This is a genomic window from Nocardia sp. X0981 (assembly GCF_977089955.1).
The window spans coordinates 552,723-572,962 of the sequence record NZ_OZ372435.1 but is presented as its reverse complement, the minus strand read 5'-3'; the positions used below and the strand labels follow the sequence as shown (position 1 = coordinate 572,962).

3 protein-coding genes are annotated in these 20,240 nt (G+C 67.9%); all 3 read right to left on the bottom strand.

Going from position 1 to position 20,240, the window contains the following annotated elements:
• Positions 1–106: 106 nt before the first annotated feature.
• Positions 107–16,519: an MFS transporter gene (locus ACYR7D_RS02605; RefSeq protein WP_459548032.1), complete on the bottom strand. Its 16,413-nt coding sequence runs from the start codon at positions 16,517–16,519 to the stop codon at positions 107–109.
• 5 nt (positions 16,520–16,524) lie between these two features.
• A complete protein-coding gene (locus tag ACYR7D_RS02600; protein WP_459548031.1) occupies positions 16,525–18,198 on the bottom strand; it encodes a WXG100 family type VII secretion target in 1,674 nt (557 codons plus the stop codon).
• A 170-nt stretch (positions 18,199–18,368) separates the two neighbouring features.
• Positions 18,369–20,231, bottom strand: a complete 1,863-nt coding sequence (locus ACYR7D_RS02595) for a bifunctional diguanylate cyclase/phosphodiesterase (protein ID WP_459548030.1) — start codon at positions 20,229–20,231, stop codon at positions 18,369–18,371.
• Positions 20,232–20,240: the final 9 nt, after the last annotated feature.

Sequence of the window (20,240 nt, the reverse complement as noted above, 5' to 3'; positions counted from 1 at the left end):
ATCCCCGGTCCGGGAAAGGATGGAGAACGTCGAAACACCGGACGCCCCGACCACCGTATGCGGTGGGGCCTGGCCGGCAGTGCTGAGCGCATATGCCCGCTGCCTGTCACTGCGCGTCTCGGATCATGCGTGGATGGCGGGAGTGCGCACGGGCTCGCAGCGGCTGCGGCGGTGGCAGGGGGACACCGTCGTGGGCGGTGAAGTAGGCGGCGTAGACCGTCCCGATTTCTTTGTTCAAATGGGCGGGTTCCCATTTGTTCTCGCCGTTCTCGTCGCCGTCGTAGTTACGTACCCGAGGAATGTCGTCGTTGGTTTTATCGATACCGGTGTCGAAGACCAGGACATTCCCCTCCACATTGGTGAATATCCAGCCGTGTGTGGTTTCGCCCTCGGCGACGAGAACGATGGTGTCGATACCGTTCCGCCTCGTGCGCACGCTCTCGGCGGCGGCACGGATGGCGGCGATGCCGCCGGTGCCGGGGATCGGCCGCAGCTGGGTGCGGAGAATTTCCTCGAGCGGTCGCCAATTGTCTTCGGTCGCCCAGCGCGGATCGGTGACATCGGGTTCGAGCTGATCGTTCCCGCCGAACGCGCGGAAAGTCCGAGCGAGTCGAATCGCGGTGTTCTCGATAACGACCGAGGTGGTATCGGCCGTCTCGGCCGGTTCTTGTCCCTCCGTATCCGCGCCGGTCGATGCCGGCTTCTTACGGGTGAGCAACGCCAGCGCGGTCGAGGTGGCCGCGGCGGCACCGAAAATACCGGCGTTCATCCATCCCGTCGCGGCCCCGCCCAACGCTTGGAGCACGAAACCACCGACCGCGCCGCCGATGATCCCCCCTACGCCGTTGACGATATTGGTCGTCGAAAGCGCGCCGCCTATGGCCTTGGCGGGCACTACATCGGCCTGGTACTCGAAGAACTTCTTGTTGGTGAGCATGACAGTGGAGCCGACTGCCACCGAGGTCGTCCCCAGGATCCACGGGTCGGTCGTGGTCGCGTATCCGGCCATGAGGGCCGTCCATGTCGCCATCGTCACCGGATGCATCCATTTCAGGTTGATCCGGTCCATGAGCCGCTTCGGGGTGAAGGCGGCCAGGAGAACTCCGGTGCTGCTGGCCGACATGAGCAATCCCGCGGTGGTCGCCGAGTAGCCCGTGTTGTTGATTATCTCCGCCATGTGCACACCGCTGGCGGCGGCCCCGAAACCCCAGGGCACGAGCAGTCCGACGTTACCGCGCAAATAAGAGTCCCGCCACGTCGCGAGCGCGCCGTCGAGCAGCCGGGCTCGCTCGGACACCGGTTGTGCGGGAACCTGCGGCACCTTGGCCAGCGCCCAGAGATTGATTCCGTAGGAGGCGGAGTCGGCAAGGAACGGAAGCCCCGGGGAAACCCGGCCCAGCATGGGGATGACGAATCTGCCGATACTGCCGGATGCCTGACGCTCCACGAGCGCCAGTGTCATGGTGGCCTTCTTCTGTTCCTCCGTTGCGGCCAGGGCCCGGCCGTAGACTGTCGTGCTGGTCCCGGCGACGGTATCGGTGACCGCGACGATGATCGCCGAGCCGATAACGGCCTCCAGCGCACCCGGCAGGCCGGCGAGGATCCAGCCGCCGGCGATACCGGTGGTCGCGAGGCCGGTCGCCGATACTATGCGCAGGACACGCCGGTTGTCGTACCGGTCCGCGATGGAACCGGCCGGGAATTGCGCGAGCAGCGCGGCGGCCGCGGTCGCGGAGGTCGTGAGGCCGGTCAACTGCGCGGAATCGCTCATCTGCTCGACGAGCAGCGGAACATAGGTGGCCAGGCCGACCCCACCGATGGTGGAGAAGGTGGCGCCGGTGTACAACCGCGCGATATGCGGGTTTTGCGGCCGGGCCTTTTCACGCATCCGCTCGAGGAAACCGGGCCGCGGGATCTCGCCCGCGGATTCGGGAGTCGGGCCGGGCTCGGGCGCCTCGTTCTCCTCCCCTCGGTCGTGATCCTCTCCTTCGTGGTCGTGATGGAAGGCCAACGCCTGCTCCGGCACGCCCCGCCCGATGTGGGGAGTCCACAGCGGGGAGGCCCGATGCCGCCGGTGCGGAAGATCGAGGGCCTCTTCGACGGACACGGAATGACCGCTCCAGGGAGTTCTCCCCGCTCGGGTGCTGGCATCACCGCGACTACTCGTATCCGGGGCGAGGCCGGGAGCGGCGCCATCGTCTGTGATATGCAGCGTTGCACGCAGACCGAAGTCCTCACGCAATTCCCGCCGTCGGATCGCATCGTCCGATGGGCGGTCCGTGGTGCCGTCAACAGTAGGGGTCGGTGCGTTGCGGGATCTGGGTGGGTTCGGCAGCTGTGACGATGTCCCGGTCCCGGCTGGAGGGGAGGAGTCGCGGCGAACCACAGTGGGCTGCCATGCGGGGAATAGCTCGATCAGGCGGTGCAGGAGGTGATCCAGGGCGGTGGTTTCTTCCTGGACGGAGGAGAAGACAGCTGTCTGCGCGAGGCGCTGTCCGCGGCGGAACGAGCTCTCCCGCGCCTCCGGGTCGGGGATCCCCAAGCGAGCGGCCAAGGGATCGGCCAGCTTTTCCCTGGCCGTTTCCAGTAGACGCCGGACACGGCGTTCGCTGACGTCCATTCTGGTCGCGACGGTTGCCACCTTTTCGCCGTCGGCGAACAGTAGCTCGGCCGCCCGCCGTTCGTCACCGTGAAGCCGGTGTTCGATGTACCAGCGCAGGACTTCGGGTTCGTCACGACGCGCGAGGTCGATCAGCCGATTCGCCTGCTGGGTGGTCAGCGGCTCGGCGAGTGGGTGCCTCGTGGCGAGCCGGACTGCTTCTGGGACATCGGCAACCGCGTCATCGGCGATGAACCGGGCCAGCCGACGCACTGCGCCGCGTGTCAGCAATTCGATGGTCGGTTCGTCGTAGCCCGTCAACGATGCCATCGTGGCTGGGGTCAGGCGTTGTTCGAACAAACCGATGACGAGTCGTTGCTGCTGCCCGGTGAGCCGGTGGAGGGCGGCCCGCAATTCCTCCGGCTTCATATCGGCGATCGCCTGAGCCGCCCTTGCCGCCGATTCACGTTGCGCGGATTCGAGTGTTGCCGTGATCCGGTCGACGGCCGAGGATGCCTGATGCCTGGTGAAACCGCCTCCGGGAGCTACGCCGGGTCTCGGTCCGGCCAGCTGCTGAAGCGCCCGCTGCTCGCGGGCCGAAAGCGCTGCGAAGGCCGCCGCCAATTCGCCGGAGTCGGCGTCGGCGATGAGCTGGTATGGGTTCGTATCGGTCGTATCGGCGGCCAGAACGGAGAGCAGTGCGGTACGCAGCTTTTCGAAGCGTCCTTCCGGGCTGTCCGTTCGATGCCCTGGTAGGGATATATCGGACGCGGGGCGCCGCGGCTCGTCGTCTTCCCGTGGGAGTGACGAGTGAGAGGAGCGGGCGGGTTGCCGCGTGGCGGTCGGCCTCGGCCCGTCCGGAGGCGTTCCCGCAGCACGCTGCTCACTTCGGGAGGGCTTTCTGCCGAGTGCGGTCCGGTCGGTACTCGGTTTCGAGTACGTCGCCGAACCGGCGGCCGGGCCGTCCGGTCGCTTGTCGTCGCCCGCTTGCTGTTCGGCGGAATTTCGCCTGCGCTCGACTTCCGCATGGGTGCGTCGTTCGAGGTACTCGTTGATGATCCGCTGTGCTTCCGGCGTATCGTCGCCCATGGTGCGGGCAGCCGCTCGGGCTTCGGCGAAGGCCTCCATGATGTCGACTTCGCGGATTCCTGTTTTTTCGTCTGTGGTGAAGCTGTAGCCGCTCAACACCTCGAGAAGCCAAGAAAAAAATTCTTCGGAGGAATCTTTCGTAGGATTTTCCTGGCGGAAAAGGTCGTACAGGGCCGGAGTGACCGCCTCCCAGTGCTTTTCCGTCTCGGTGGTCTCCGGCTCGGGTGTGTCCATTCCATCCAAGATGAAATAATGCATTACATGGCCGAGTTCGTGGGCCACGGTAGAGCGTACCGCTTCGCCGCGCGCGGATATGAAATGTCCTGTTCGGACGGCGTTCTCGAATATCCTGTGCCATTCGTCTCTGGCCACCACGTATCGCTCGCTCACGGTCATTCTCGTTCTACCGTCCCTGGTTCTGGTGACAAAGGCGAGCGTTAAATCATTTTCTATAGGTGCGACGGATAATTTATCGAGTCCTGTGGTGCTGCCGAATTGCTTCCGATGGTCGCGGATCGTATCGAAAATTTCTCGTAAGGTATCGAAGTTGTAATCGATCACGGCCAGTTCGCTGAGCTGCAGGCCGAGATCCTGCTCCGCTTTCCGTATCAGCGCCTCCCGCTGTTCGAGCGCTCCGGCCTCTGCCTCGTTCGAAGGGAAGCGGGACGCGAGCTCGTTGCTGAAGTTCCATTGTTCGGCGGTACCCGCCAGCAGGTCGTACAGTATTCGCTGCCCCTCGGTGTTCCCGAGGCCGGCTTCGGGTCGGCGGCCGAGAATTTCTTGATAATTATTCGAAAACGATATTTCCAGAGCTTTCTCGACATTTAAATATCCGGTCTTCGGGATACATTCCGGGAACTGCTCCGCCAGCCAGTCGGCGAACCCGTTCGTCTCTGGATCGTGGTGTTGCCGGTAGTGGTTCTGCAACTCGTTCGATGCGTTGCCCAGCGCCCGCCACCGCCCGGCCAGTGTGAGCACCTTCGCGAACTCCAGGGTTATGGCGTCGCTCAGCTGGTGCTCGGGGAGTTTCGTTGCCGGAAGGTATATATCCAAGTAGGTCTGGTATATCGACCGGCCCATGATGACCGGTTTCGTGGAAGTCAGTACGGTATCGTCCTTGCTTCGTGCGATCCGCACATGAGTCAGTTTCAACGGGAATCGGGTGAGCAGCTGGTGCAGAATATGCACCACCTCGATCGTTTCGGCGTCGGTGATCATGTGGTACTTTTGGATTGCTACATGGTGCATGACGAGGAACGCATTTATCATTTCGGCCGGCGTACCCGTCGGTGCTCGGTCCCATGCGGCCACTCTCATCAGTTCGTGGAATTCCCGCACGACCTCCGCGACTTCGTGTAGAAGCGGGATATCTGCCCAGGCTTTCAGCTTTATGAAAAGGTCGATCCCCTCGATATCGGTCGCCGGCGTGCGGGGGACCGGACTACCGAGCATCTCGGACAACCGTTCCTCGAGTTGCCTGTTCGCCCGCTCTCTTCGTGGATCGGAGCTTTCCGCGCCCAGGACGGTATGGTTCGTCATCCATTCACCCATCAGCGCGGGCAACTCGATGAGCGGCGTGTGTTTGTCGAACGCGGTCCAGTCGGCCGGGTCCAATCCCTCCAGCGGGGCCTGGACGAATGTGAGCGCCGCGCGGAACGAACTCTCGCTCACCACGTCGGCCGAGACCCCGAATACCGCCGCCAGCTTCGTGCGCAGCCGATCGACATTCTCGGGGGAACTCCGGGGACGGCCCCAATCCCGGGGCCGGGTGGCTTCGGTGCTCGCAGGAGGTTGTTGGGGGGTGGGAACGGCTTCCGCGGCTGCCGCCGACCTGACCTCGGGTGATTCGCCGCCGGTAGCGGGTGGCCGGGCGGGGCCGGCGGCCCGTGCCGGGAGTGATATCGAATCGCCGGAGGGTTCGCCCGGCGGTTCGACGGCTCGATAGCGCCTGCGCGCGACCTCCGCGTGGGCGTGTCGTTCGAGATGCGCGCTCATGACCAGCTGAGGCCCGCCGGCGTCCGCGCCGAGATTACGAACCGCGGTACGGGCTTCGGCGAAGGCCTCGGCGATATTTATGACGAAGTCGTCGGAAGCGTCCGTGTCATCATCGCCTGTATTTTCGTTGCGCTTGAAACTGTATCCGCTCAGAATTTTTCTCAGCCATTTCCAGAGGGCCTCGTTCGACGTGTCCTCGGGGTTGCTTTCCAGGAACAGTTCGAACAATTCCGGCATTACGGCCCCCAGGTCTTCGACCCGGGCGATGTTCTCCTCCGAGGGATCCCTGTCGGCGTGAATGAAGTAATGAAGGACATGGCCGAGTTCGTGGTCGACGATCGTGCGTACCGGCTCGTCGGGCACGCTGATGAAATGCCCGATTCCTACAGCATGGTTCACGGCCGATCGGAATGAATTCCTGTCGATCAGCCATTCCTCGTTCAATACGATATGGGTACCGTATAAAAATGCTCTCGTTTCCGCGAAAGTATCCGGTCCGTCGAGCGGCAGTACGGCCACCTTCGTGAGTCCGGTGAGATCCCCGAACTCCTCGTGGTGGTCCAGAATTTCCTCCACGATCTCTCGTACTGTTGCCACATCGACGTCGACCATGTCCAGCCCCACGACCTCGAGGCCGAGTGTGGTCTCGAAATACTGGATCAGCTCCCGCTTCTGGTTCAGCTGGTCCATCTCCGCCTCGGTCGAGGGGGCGCGGAAGGCGTGATCGCTGCGGAAGTTCGAATGCTCGGCCGTACCGACCAGCAGGTCGTACAGCACCTGCTGCCCTTCGGTTACGGTATCGCCGGAAGTATCCGTGCCGATGGTCTCGCGATGAACGGCCTCGAACGAGTCGGCGAGTGCCCGGCGGACATGCAAATTACCGTCCTGATCGAAAAGTTCGGCCGGGAACTGCTCTCGGATCCATTCCGTGAAGCCGTCCGGGTCGTTGTATTCCTCGAGGTGGTACCGCTCCAAAACGGTCATCGCATGGGCCTGCGCCCGCCACCGTCCGGCCAGCGAAAGTATACGGGCGAATTCTTGAACCACCGATTCCCCCAATGACTCGGAGAAGGAATCGGGGACGTATATTTTCAGCGTAGGACTGCGGATCTCCCGGTCCGCTGTCTCCGGTTGCGCCACAGCCCAAGGGGTATCGGCTTCGGAATCCGGCAGTATCGCGACCTTGCGCAGCCGAACAGGGTACCGGTTGAGCAAAGTGTGCAGGGTGTGCAGCAATTCCCCGAGCTGTCCGGGGGTGAGCCGATGGTGTCCCTCGACGGGTACGGAGTGCATGATACGGAAGGTTCGCGCCATACTTTCCGGCGCTCCGGTGGGAGCGATATCCCATTCCGCCCGTTGTTGCAACGCATAGAATTCCTGGAGCGTCTCCAGCACCCGGCCCAACTCCGAATTGCCGGAATAGTCGTACAGCACCTGCAGCGGAACGCTTCCCTCGACCCGATCCCCCGGTGTGCGCGTTACCGGTAAACCGAGAATCTCCGACAACTTCTGCTCCAGCTGCTCGGTACGCGTCCGTGCCGCCGTGATCTGCTCACGGCTCGGACCAGAGTCCGGCGCCGTCCGGTTCGCGATCCACTCGCCCATGAGAGCGGGTAACTCGTGGAGCCGCGTGCTCTGCATGGCCGTATCGATGGCCTCGTCCATGTCCTGCCGCAATGGAGCTTGGACGAAAGCGAGCGCCTCGTGGAGAGCGTCCTCGGTCAACACCTCCGGACGTACCCTGAGGGCCGCGGCGACCTGTGCGAGCCCTCGCGCCAGATCCTGGGGGGAACTCAACGGGCGGCCCCAATTCCGCGGGCCCGGGAGCCGCGGGGTCGCGACTACTTCGGCGGGTTGTCCGGCCGCGGTCGTTCGGTTCCATGGGCTCCGGCCGGCCTGCGGGTCCGTGCTTCTGCCGTCCCATTCCCGGCCGTCCGCGTCGTGGTGGAAGGCCAGCGCTTTGTCGAGGTCCGGTCGGCCCGCGAAGGGGCGGCGGGGCGTGCGCACGGGCAGGTCGAACACTTCGGCGCGGTCGACTTCGTGGAATGCGACAGGTCCGGGGGCGGGGCCGGAACCGCCTGCGGGGCGGCGGTCTTCGGGCCGTGCGGCGGCGGTCCGGGGCTCTTCTCGCGGTAACGGGGACGGTGGGTAGGCGGGCTCGGTCAGAACACGGTGAAAGTGCTCGATCAAGAATCCGAGGCGGTTGCGGTCGATCACCGCCGGGGGCAGCTCCACGGTGCTCAGCAGCTCGTCCAGCAGGCCGAACGAGTGCTGAAGGGCCACATAGTGTTCGAAAGCCCGCTGGGCGGCGGCCGTGTCCTCCGGAGGAACACTATCGGCGGTTTCGCCCGCCCGCACCACCTCGGCGAAGGCCTGCTCGGCTGTCCGGCGGAGCCGCGCGATATCGACCTGCCGGAGGGCGGCGATATCCGCGTCGCCGTGCGCGGCCGGGGACCACGGCGTCGGCGCGGGGGCGGGTTCGGCCGATACCGCCCGTGCCCGATCGGAATCCAGGTCCTGCCCCAGCGCGCGGAGACGCTCCTGCGCCGCGCGGTATCTGTCGAGTACTTCCTCGAGGTCGCCGGGAACCCGCCCGGCCATGATATCGCCGGCATCGCTCTCGGCTGCCTCGCGTTCCGCGGCGGCATGGAAATGGTGCACCAGCAGACGGAACCGTTGCGGTGCCGGCGCGGGGGCCGCTCGGTCCAGGGCGGTGCGCAGTTCGTCGAGGTGGGCGAGGATCTGCTCGAGCCGAGTCGTATCCGCCGCCGTGGTACTGCCGTCGCGCCGCGCCGCGGCCAGATCTCGGGTCAACGCCGCGCGTACCGAGTCCAGGCGGGTCGTATCGACCGATGCCCGCAGTTCCGCGGCCTCGTCCCGGGAGCCTCGGCCGGTGGGAACGCGGGGCCGGTCCGGGTTTCGCGCGTCCGGTCCGGCGGCGTCGGCGTCGGGACCGTTCCCGATACCGTTCCACACCGCCCAGCGTTCACCTGCCCGGAGGCCGGGCCGGTGGCCGCGCCGCGCGGTGTTGCCGAGGGGGTCGACCTCGGGTGCGAACATGAGAGGCTCCGGCCCCGGAGCCGGTGTGCCACCGCCGCGTGGGATCGGTGGTTCGTCCGGCCCGGCTCGGTTCTCTCCCGCAGCGTCCGTGGGCTCCGGCCCGTCCACCGGTTCGGGCAGACCGCCGAGGAAGACCGCGTCGTTCTCCGCGAGCCAGGGAGCCAGGAGGCGGTGCACGGCGTGCAGTGCCGGGTTCACGCGCGCCGGCGATTGCCCGAGGTCCACATCGATGTACCGGGCGGTGTAGGTGTTGTCTTCGCGGCGCAGTTCCAGGGTCACCCGGCCCGGGTGGGCGCGGACAGGGTGGATGTCGAGGGTTATCGAGTAATAGTCCGGACCGGGTTCGGTGCTTACCGCCGATACCCAGTAATCGTTGCCGAAACCCTCGAACAGGCCGGAGATGTTGCGGGGGAGATTGTCGACCAACCGCTCGATCCTGGGCTTCACACTGCCGGAGATCCACATCCGCCCTTGGAAGGCGCCGCTGCTCACCTGCGCCGCACTGATATCGAGTCCCCGCGAGCGCAGGACCTCCAGCGTCTGAGCGATGAATTTCGGGTCGAACTGTTGCTCGCCGAACGGGTAGCCACCCAACGCCAGCTTGAACTCGGGCGCGGCGGGGTCGGGCTGCGGCTCGCCGTCCACTACTATCCAGATCCCCCACCCGATAGCCCCTTCGGTGCCCGGCTCTTGGGTCCTGTACAGAATGCTGTGGGTGAAATCCGAGACCGGCCCGCAGCGGATATCGTCGGGATCGGGCCCGATGAGGAAGACCTCACCCATCGGGCCCGAATTGTGGAGACTGCCGTCGGCGACGTTGTAGATACGTCCTGCCCGGACGATCACCCGATGGAACGGGACATCGGTCGCACCCTCGGCCGCCACCTCGGTCTTCTCGGAGCGCGCGAGCGCGTAGCCGGGCTCGGACGTTCGTACCGTGCCCGCCTGCCCTGTGACTCCGCCCGACGGGTGCGTGGGCGTGGCAGGTCCCGAGCCGGGCCGGGATTCGGTTCTCGCAGGTCGTTCCGGCGGGTTGCCTCGGGGCTGCGCCGGGGAATGCTCTGCCTCTCGCTGTCCGGGTCGCGGATCGCCGGGAGGGTGGTGGAACCAGACCGCCGGCCCGCCCAGGCCCGCGTAACCCGGCCCACCCACGAAAGGGTTGTGCCGGCCGCGGTCGCGCCGGCCGATCGCTTCCTCCGGGTTGCCCGGGTGTACGGCCAAAGGCTCCGGTCCGGGGGTGGGACCACCGGCCGGCCGGGGCGGTGCGCTGCCCGGAGTGGACTCCTCGTCACCGGACACGATGGGAGGTGCGGGCTGTTCCGATATCTCCTTCGGAAAGTGCATCACGACCGTTTTGCCCGGAGCGCCGTTCGCCGCCATCTCGTAGCCGATCGAGGACGCGGCTTTCAGAACGATCCGCCCACCGCGGTCGTGGGTACCGCCGGCCCGGTTGGCACCCAATCGCGGACCGTTCATTTCATTGGCCAGCAGCGCTTCGAGGTCGATGGACTCGAGCAGCGCCTTCGCCGCGGCGGGGTCGTAATCGTCGGCGGGCGCGGTGATCGGCTCGGTAGACGCTTCCGCGGCGGTGAACTTCCAGCCCGGGGCGCCGCGGGAATCATCCGCTATCTCGACCACGAGCTCTTCCTCGTCCGACCCGGTGAACCAGCCCCGGACCCGTGCACCTCCCTCCGGGGCATACAGGGCGACATTGCCGAATATCTCCGATACCGCCGTGCGGATCATCTCGGTGCGGTCTTCCGGCCATCCCGCGCGCTCCAGCAGATCGACCACAGCGCCGCGGACGGTCCCACCAGCCGGGGCCACTTCGTGCCGAGCGAAGGTCAGATCGATCACCGGATCCGGCGCGGGGCGCAGCGATCCGTCGGGCACGGCGGGCGTGGCCAGGGTGAACCGCCTGGTCCGGTCGCCGTCCCGGTGTATCTCCAACCCCCAGGTGCGCGACTTCTCGTCCAAAAGGGCCAGCAGCTCGCCGGTCTCGGTCGGCGTGAGCACACCGGTCTCGGGATCCGGCACGTCCCGCACCGGTGTGGCCCGGCTCTTGTCGGTCACCTCGACGATCAGCCACTGGGTGTCTCCCCGGCCGCCCCTGACCGCCCGCACGGCGGCCGCGCCCTCGGCGGTGGTCACCAAGGCACCGACCAGTTCCGCGGCCACCCCGGTTCGCGATTCGAGCGGCGTACCGGCCAGCAGATCGCGCAGCGCCGTGTGCGCCCGCGCGAGATCGGCGGAAGTCCGGTCGCCTGGGCGAACGGTCAGCTCGGCGCGAGCTCCGGTGACCGGAGAAGCGCCACTCTGCTCGGCCGCCGAGCCGGGACCGGCGAGGATTCCCGCGGCGCGCGCGGCTTCCACCATCGCTGTCCGGTCTCCGGTGCCGAGTTTGCGGCCGATCCGCCAGAGCACGGAATCGACGGTCGCCGCCGAATTCCCGGTGGCCAGGCCGATCTCACGGTTGGTCTTCCGCTGCTCGACATGATGCAGGATCGCCAGCTCTCCGGCGGACAACTGGGGGTGGCCACTGACGCTCTCCGGTTCTACCGGTGGCGAAGAGGAATCGAGCGGCAGGGCCCCGATCCGCAGGGCTGTCGCTACTATTCCGGCCCGGGTGCGCGCGCCCAGTATCTCGCCGATCTCGACGAGGCGGTTCTTGACCTGGTAAGCGGTGAGACCGGTCGTAGTGGCGATCTCTTTGTTCGATCGTCCTTCCGCTACCTTTTCGAGAATGCCGGCTTGTTGCTCGGACAAGGCCGGCGGTGCACTCGACGCATAAGGCTCGCCGGTTACGGGGTGGGTGTTACCCGAGATGCCGGCGCGTATGGCAATCGCCACCATCGCCGCTCTTTCACCGATGCCGAGTTTGCCCCGAATACGAAACAGGTGGGCTTTCACCGTCTCCGCCGAGACACCGAGCACGGCGGCGGCTTCCTTGTTCGACATGTCCGCCGCGATCAGATCGAGCACCGTGATCTCGCGGGGAGTCAAGCCGAGGCTGTTGGTGGTCGGGGTGGTCGGAATGGGATCGGCGAGCACAGCCGGTATGCCCTCGGCGGAGGTGCTCTCCACCGCCGGTCGTTCCGATGGCGAGGCGGCATGTTCCGGGCCCCCGGCGGATGCTCCGGCGCGTAGTGACCGGAGTTCGTGGAGGAGCATGCCGATGGCTTCTTGTTCCGGATCGCGCAGCGCCGCGGTGAGAGTGGACTCGGCGAAGATCGCGGAATCTGCGGCCTCGCGATCCAGCCCCAGCCAGAAACGCCTGCGTAGCCACTGGTTGTGTGCTGGGGGGAGAGACAATCGCTCGAACTGGTCCCGGTCCATTTCTTCGACCAACCGGAAATCCGCGTCGGTCTCGGAGAGCGCGGTATTACGCAAGGTTTCGAGAACCCCGGTGCGGATCCGCTGGAAGTACTTCGCTGCGAGCTGGTCATCGGCCGTGTGCCGCAACCAGTCGACCAATCCCTCCTCCCGGTGGGACGGCCATGTCGCCAGCGCCTCCCGGAAGGTGGCGTCGGTGATTTCCCGTGCCATCCGGATCAGTCTCTCCGTCTCGGGACCGCCGGATCGAGGTTCGACGCCCAACGCGGCCAGGACATGCCGGAAAATGAGCGGCCCCTGCGGCTGTAGCGCTGCCTTCACCTCGTCGTGGGGGGAACGATCCGTCGCCGGCCTCTCACCGGACCCGGGCCGATCTTGCGAGTTGCTCGCCGTACGGAGGCTGTCCTCGTCTCCGGTGTTCGGCTGTAGGCGAGGGTTCTCGGCCGGACCGGTGGCGGGCCCGGGCGGGCGACGCCGCGCTTTCTCGCCAGGATCCGCGGGCTGCTGCATCACCACCGGTTGGCTCGCCGGTGGTGATCCGTCCTCGGGCGACTGTCGTTTCCGGCGGCGTTTGCCGGGTTCGCCGCCGGTTCCCCCCTGGGCCCACGGGACCGGGCGGGCCGCTTCCACCGGCTTCCCGGGAGGTGGGGCCGGGAAAGCCCCCGGCCCGGTCGCTGGGCGGGGAAGTTCGCCCAGCGGCGGGGCGTAGACGAGACTGTGCGGGTCGAGGCCGGGCCGTCGGGAGGGGTCGGTGGGAGCACCGGGGGTGTTTTCGTCCGGACGGGTGGGGAAGTGATTCGGTCGCAGCCCGGTTTCGGCGGGGCCGGCCGGTGGCGTGGCGGGGAGATGTGTCGGTGGTGCCGCCGGGAAGCGCTGCGGGGGCGCCGCCCACGGGATGGCGGGTGGTTCGGCGTGCGGGTTCTCTTCCCGGTCGGGTTCACCGGGGTCGTGCGGTTGGAAACGGGGGCGTTCGGCCGGGAGTTCCGGGCGGGATTCGGAGATCTCGCGCGGTATCGTCGGCTCGCGTCTCGACGTGTCCTCTTCGGTATGCGGGACGCCGGGGATGTCGATGAAGCCGCCTTCGCGCTGTTCGTACTCCAGCGGCAGTTCCATCGGGTAGGAGGTGCCGTACTCGCCGGGGTCCGGGACGAGGCCGGGGCGGGGCATCGTCACCAGCGGGCCGGGGAGCTGCGGGCGGAACTCATCGGGTTCGGTGGGGAGGTCCTGCGGTGAGTTTCCGGGCCGGGCGGCCAGGGTGGGGCTCGGTAGGTCGTGGGTATGGGGTGCGCGGGGTGCCTCGGAGGCAGCGATGGTCGCGCGGGGTGCGGGAGCCTCCGGAATCGGTGGCGGTGTCACCTTGCTCGGCGAATGCTCGGTCCCGGGAGAGGCGACGGCATGCTCGGTGGATACCGGATCGGGCCGGGCCCCGGTGACGGTGGCGGGCGGATCCGGAGGGTGGGTACCGAGGTCGGGCGCCGGAACGGAGAGCCGGGTGGGTTCCGCGGCCGGGATCCGAGGTATTGCCGGGGGTTCGGGTGCGATCGGGAGTGCGGCGGTGTCGAGGCGAGGCGTAGCGGAGCCGGACTCGGTCGAGACGGAGCCGTGGTCCGGGGCGATGGTGGGCGCGGTCTCGGCGGACACCCGCGGAGGAGGCGCGGTGTCCGGGCCGGATACGGAAGCCCGGGAGCTTTCGCCGTTCGGACGTGCCGGTCCGGCGGCCGTTTCCGGCGCGGAGACCGCGGCGGAAAGGTCACGGGTGAGCGGCGCCGCGGGTTCGGAGGGTGGGACAGCGACCGGCTCCACGGTGGCCCGGTCCCCGGACACGGTGGATTCCGGTGCGACCCCGGCGGGCCGGGTGTCGGCGGCGACCAGGGCCGGGGCGGTACGTTCCGGTGGCGCTGGTGCGGCGGGTAGTTCGAACCTGCGGGCCAGGTCGGCGAATGCCGCTTCGGTGGCCGGGTCCAGCCCGTTGGGGCCGGAGTCGCGGGTGGATTCGCGTTCGAGGAGGGCGGTACCGCCGTCGGGCCGGTTTCCCATCTCGTCCCAGGGGACGTCGAGGCCGGTCCGGAGACCGTCGGGGCCGCCGGGTTCCGCTCCGTCGAGCGGAAGCTGTGGCAAGCCGTCGCGCCCGAATTGAATACCGCCGGTGATCAGGACCTCGGGTAGCTGGGACAGCCAGGTGTCGAGCGCATCCGGATCATAGGTCTGGCGGACCTCGCCGATCCGGCGACCCGCGCTGTCGACCCGGTATTCGCGCACGACACCTTCCGAGGAAATATCGCGCACGATATCGCCGACCCGTTCGTGTATCACGACATGGCCGTTTTCGGTTCTGGTGACCGTGAACGCGTGTGCCCCGTGTTTGAACTGGACGCCCGCGGCGATATGCCCGCCGGTGCGCCGGACGTCGTCGACGAGTGCCTGCGGTGATTCCCATCCGCCGGGTTTCCAATCGCCGCCGAGGGCCTTGGCGTACGACTCCGCGTCGACACCCCGGGCGGCCGCCCGGTCGGTGATCGCGGTCGGATCTCCCCCGGTATAACCGGTCACCTCTCGGGTGTGTGCCGTGGCTTCCGGTGCGCAGTTCATCTCACCGGGGTGGTAGCCGTCGGACAGTGAGCGGTGGGCCCACCCGCCGTCGCCGGTTGCCGGGGGGCCGTCGTCGGCGTTACCGATCGGGGCCGCGCCGCGCTCTCCGGTGGTCGGGCCGGGACCGTGGTCTGCGACCGTGCCGCCGTCCCCCCGGTTCGGGGTGAGGCCGTCGTGCCCCGGCGGTATGTGTTCGGGACCCGTCCCTACCTCCGTGGATCCGGCATCGCGAAGGGGACCACTCGAGGTCTCGGTAGCCGGTGTCGCGGCCCGGGCGGTGACCTCGCCTCCCGGTGCCTCCGCTACCCCGCCCGGGGCGATGGGTTCCGCCGAGATCGGGGGAGGCAGGGTATCGGGTGCGGCGGAGACGGAAGGGGCCGGGCGCACCGGTCGCGCCTCGGGGGCGGCCGAAACGGCACCGGAGGGAGCGGGGTGGCCGCCGGTCGGGGCGAGTGTGCTCGCCGGTGCCCCCGGGCCGCGCTGCCCGGACTGCGAACCGGGCTGCGCTCCGTTGTCCTTCGGAGTGGAAGTTCCGTTTCCTTCCGCCGGTCCCACGCCGGACCGGCGCGGTAATCCCTGCTGTTCGGCGACGAAGTTCTCGGCGGCGGTGCGGGGTCCGCCTTCGGCGAAGTCCGCGGGCTTCACCGTGGTCCGCTGGAACACCTCGTCGACCCGGCCGGCGAGACCGGCGGGAACCTCGTCGCCGTTCGCCATATCGGCGCTGGTGAGATGCCGGGGCCTCGGGGCGTGTCCGTCGCGGAGCGAAGGACGTGGTGCCCGCACCGAGCCGCCGCTCACGCGCGGGCCGCCGGCGACCGGTGCGGAAGCCGAGGAATCCGCGGTATCGCCGTTGCCGGAGGCGATATCGGGAAAGTCGCGACCCGGTGCGGAATTCGTGGGCAGTGGGCTCGATCGGGCGGCCGCCCGGGCGGAATGCAGCGAGGACCCTACCGAGCCGACCACCCCCGATCCGGCACCGGTGATCGCCATATTGATCAGGTCCTGGCGGCGCAGCTCACCGTTGGTGACAGCGTATGCGGCGAGACCGCCCGCCACGCCTCCGGATACACCGCCGACGGCCCCCGCGGCCAGGGTCGCCAGCACCTGCCCCCGCATCCGGGCCGCTTTCGAGGGCGAGGTCAGCGTCCGGCGGCTCACCGCGGCGGCGATGGCCCGGCCGATCGGTGCGCCCACGGCGCCACCGACACCACCGGCCACGACGGCCACGCCGACTTCGCGCCAGTTCACCTCGTCCCGATTGCCCTGGGCGACCTGAACACGCTGTGCGCCCCAGTTCACGGTGCCGCCGATGGCCATCCCCAGCATGGCCGCGCCCACGGTCATCGACAAGCGGGGGAACCGCACCACCCATTTAGCGAGTATCTGGGCCATCCAGGACAGCATGTTGCGCCAGCCGAGGGTTACGGCTTCCTTGGCGGCGAGGCGTTGCGCCACCGCCATCATCGACCCGCCGGCCGCGAACATCGCCAGGGAAACGGTGAGCTGCAATGCCAGCGCCGCGGCGATCCCGGCTGCCAGGTACTGCTGGAATTCCAGTGCTGTCGCCGCCTCGTAGGTTTTTCCCGCCAGCGCGTCGAAACCCTCGGCCAGCTGGCGTTTATCGGCGGCGACGGTGCGGATCTGCTCGGCGATCACCTCACCGGCAGCGCCCTCGACCGCCTCGTGGAGCTGATCGAGCGCCACCTGGTCGAGTTCGTCGGCCAGCAGTACGAGGGAGTTCGCGGTAGCGGACAGGTAGTCGGCGCACCGCCGCATGGCCGCCGGGTCACATACCGGGATATGCCCGATGACGATATCGGCCACCCAGGGCGGGATATTGTCGGGAAGCTGCACCGGCACTACGGGTTCGACCGCCCCCGGGCTCTCTCCGCCACCAGGCGGTGCAGCACTTTCGCGGGACCGCAGGCGTCCGCGCCCCGCAATTCGACCTCGGCGAATCCGTCGGCCAGGGCCGCGCGGGAGTCCAGGCGTCCTTTCGTGAAGCAGGCGCCGCTGAGTTCCGCGCGCCAGCGCCGGTATCCGCGGACGACCGATGCCAGTGTGTCGCCCCGATGCCACGGCCCGCTGATCCGATGGTATTCCGTGATCAGGGCCTGCTCGGCCAGCCGTCGCGTGGGCTCCCCGGCCGCCTCGGCCAGTACCCGGCCGAGATCGTGCACGAGGGTCGCATACACCGGACGGAGATCCGAGCCGGGCGCGATCCGCCCGGACCGGGTGGCGGCGCGCAGGCCCGCGGCGATCGTCTCGGGATCTGCGAAATCATTGCGTCGCAACACGATTCGTGCCGATTCTGCCGCGGCACCGGCTCGTGGCTCGTCCCAGCGCACCGCGGACACCTCACCCGGGGCGAGGTCGGCGATTTCCAGAGCGCCGAGTTCGGGGAGCGGGTACTTGCCGGCGATATCGTCGATCGCCGCCGCGATCTGGACGACGGTGGCCAGACCTATACCGGAGGTTTCGAAACCGCTCAATCGCAGGCCGTGCCGTTCGGCCAGCGCGCGTGCCGCTTCCAGGGCCGCGGGATCGGTGGTGACCGGTGTGCCCTGCGCCGGAGGCGGGGCCGGAACCGGTTTCTTCCGGCGGTCCTTCGCATCCCGCGGGGGCGATGCCGCATTACGGGCGGGCGGAGCGGGCGGGCTCGCGGTACCGGGAGAAAAGACCTGCCCTCGGGGGGCGGGGGCCGGAGGCCCGCCGGGTCTCCACGGTGTGACGGGCGGGGCGGCTCCGGCGCGGCCGGTGAGGCCGGTGGGACGTGACCACGGGGTGGCGGGGTTCGCGGCGGAGGGGCCCGCAGTAGTGGTGGTGCGGGGCGCGGTAGGCGAGTTCGGCCGCTCGGGCCCTGCCGGAGTGGGCGCGGTGCCGGCGGGAAGCGCGCCCGGTACGCCCGGCACGGCGGGGCCCGCGGCCTGCTCGGCTCCGGCGGTACTGTCACCGGGTTGCCAGGAGGTATCGGCCGGGGTGCCCGAGCCGGGGATCGGTGGCGTTGCGGGCACCGGGCCCGGCGTGAGGGGTAGGGGTGTGCCGGGCGCCGGATACCACGGCAACTCGCCGGCCATCGGGCCCGGCGAGGGGGCGGTGGAGGACTCGGGGGTGGGGTAGGGATACCCGGTCGGCCGGGTAGTCATATCCGGTGCCGGCCGGCTCGGCAGCTGTTGTTCCGGCACCGGTGTGGACGGGTGGTCCGGGGATGTTCCGGAAGGATCCTGCTCCTGGATCCAGCGCGCGCTGTCCTGCTCCCGCTGTTGGAAGATGTCGGCGGCTTCGTCGATACCGGTACCGATCCTGCCCAGGTTCTCGATCACGATCCGGAACGAGGTGAGACCGTTGTCCAGTTCGGGTTCGTAGGAGTCACCGAACATCCGCCCCGGCTCGTCGTCGCCCCAGCATTCCCCCTCCGCGGCCAAGGAGGCTTCCAGTTCGTTCAGTTCCGCCTGCGCCGATTCCGCGATTCGCGCAAGCTCCGGCGACAGCGCGCGCAGTCGCTCCAGGTCGACTCGCAGTGATCCCGCCATGCGAACGTCCTTCAGCACAGAATCTCTCACGTGGAGATGTCATTATCCCTTGCGGCCGAATCTTTTCCGGGGAATCTGTTCTCGCTGATGAGAAATATTCGCCGCTGGGTATCGCCGGGAACGAGCCGTCGAATTCGCGGTCGATGTCGGGTGCTCTCCGAACCGGCCCGTCAGGGGGCGGGCAGGACACGCCCGGTCCGGGGCAGGTCCAGGTTCAGGGGGATGCGGCCCACGGCCAGATGCTCCCCGACCTCCTCGGCGGGCAGCGGGCGGGCGATGAGGAAGCCCTGGGCCCGATAGCACCCCAGCCCCACCAGGGTGCGGGCCGCCACCGGGGTCTCGACCCCCTCGCCGACGACCCCGAGCCCGAACGAGCCGGCCAGGCCGATGATCGATTTCACGATGGCCAGATCGTCGGTACTGGCGCCGAGGCGCTGGACGAACCCGCGGTCGATTTTCACCGCGTCCACCGGGAGGGCCTTCAGATGGGAGAGGGAGGAGTAGCCGGTGCCGAAATCGTCGATGGCGATCTGGACGCCCATCCGTTTGAGCCCGCGCAGGGTCACCTGGGTGCGGGCCAGATCCTGCACCACCACGTGCTCGGTGATCTCCAGGCAGATCGAGCTGCCGTCGATACCGAAATGCCGCAGGATGTCCTCGATACGTTCCACGAAATCCAGGCTCACCAGCTGCACCGGCGACACATTGATCCGCATGACCATATTCGCCGCCAACCCCTGCCGCCGCCATTGCGCGAACTGGGCACATGCGGTGCGCAGCACCCAGCGCCCCAGCTCACCGGCGAGGTTGGTGGCCTCGGCCACGGTGACGAAGGCGCCGGGCGGGAGCAGCCCGCGGGTCGGGTGCATCCAGCGGACCAGCGCTTCCAGGGCGACGATCCGGCCGGTGCGCAGGTCCACCTCGGGCTGGTAGTGCAGGATCAGGGATCCGTCGGACACCGCGCTCCGCAGGTTGAGTTCCACATCGTCCTGGAGTTCGAATTGCGCGCGCATGGCGTCGGTGAACAACGCGACTCCGTTACCTCCGCCGGATTTCGCGGACAGTAGCGCATGGTCGGCGCGGCGCAGGACATCGGCGACGGTGGTCTCGCCCGGGATGCCGACGGCGACCCCCACGCTGGCACCCCGGCTCACCGACTCCCCGCCGACGGTGACCCGGCGGCTGATGAGCTCCCGGATCCGGATGGCTTCGTGTTCGGCGGCGACGGTGTCCATGGGTTTGGCGGGCACGATAACGAATTCGTCGCCGCCGAGGCGGGCGATCATATCGTTGGGGTCGAGGTTGTCGCGCAGCCGCTCGGAGAGGGTGCGGATGAACTTGTCCCCGGCGGTGTGGCCCAGGAAGTCGTTGAGAGCCTTGAGCCGGTCCAGGTCGAGGAAGAAGGCCGCCACGGGGCCCGGGCTGCCCGCCTTCAATCGCTGCTCCATATGTTCGAGCAGGGCCCGGCGATTGGCCAGGCCGGTCAGATCGTCGTGCAGGGCGATGAAACGTAACTGCTCCTCGGCCTCCACCCGGGCCTGGAGCTGTGCGAAGAGGGTGGCGATGGCCTTGAGGACATTGAGCTCCCGGGTGCTCCAGTCACGGTCGCCGACCTTGACGAAACCGAGCAGGCCCGTGGCCCGGCCCCGCGACACCAGCGGTACCGCGGCCGAACTGATATCGCCGAGCCCGGAGGCGGAGTGGATGGTCTGCTGGTAGTCGGCGGCGCTGGCCGGGATCAGGAACGGTTCGGTGGCGTGTTCCAGCGATTTGAACACCGAATCGGCCTGGTCGAAGTACACGACCTTGAGCGGGTCGGGATCGGGGATGTCCCGCCGCGGCGGCCACTCGGCGACCAGTACCGTCGACCGGGTGTCGGGGTTGTTGTGGCGCAGGTAGCTGAAGTCCACGTCGAAGTAGTCGATCAGCATGGCCAGTACCTGCTCGGTGGCCGAGACCATCGTCGCGGAATCGACGCCCATCAGCTCCGCGGCGACTTCGGTCACCAGCGAGTCGAGTGTCCGCCGAGGCACCTGATCTCC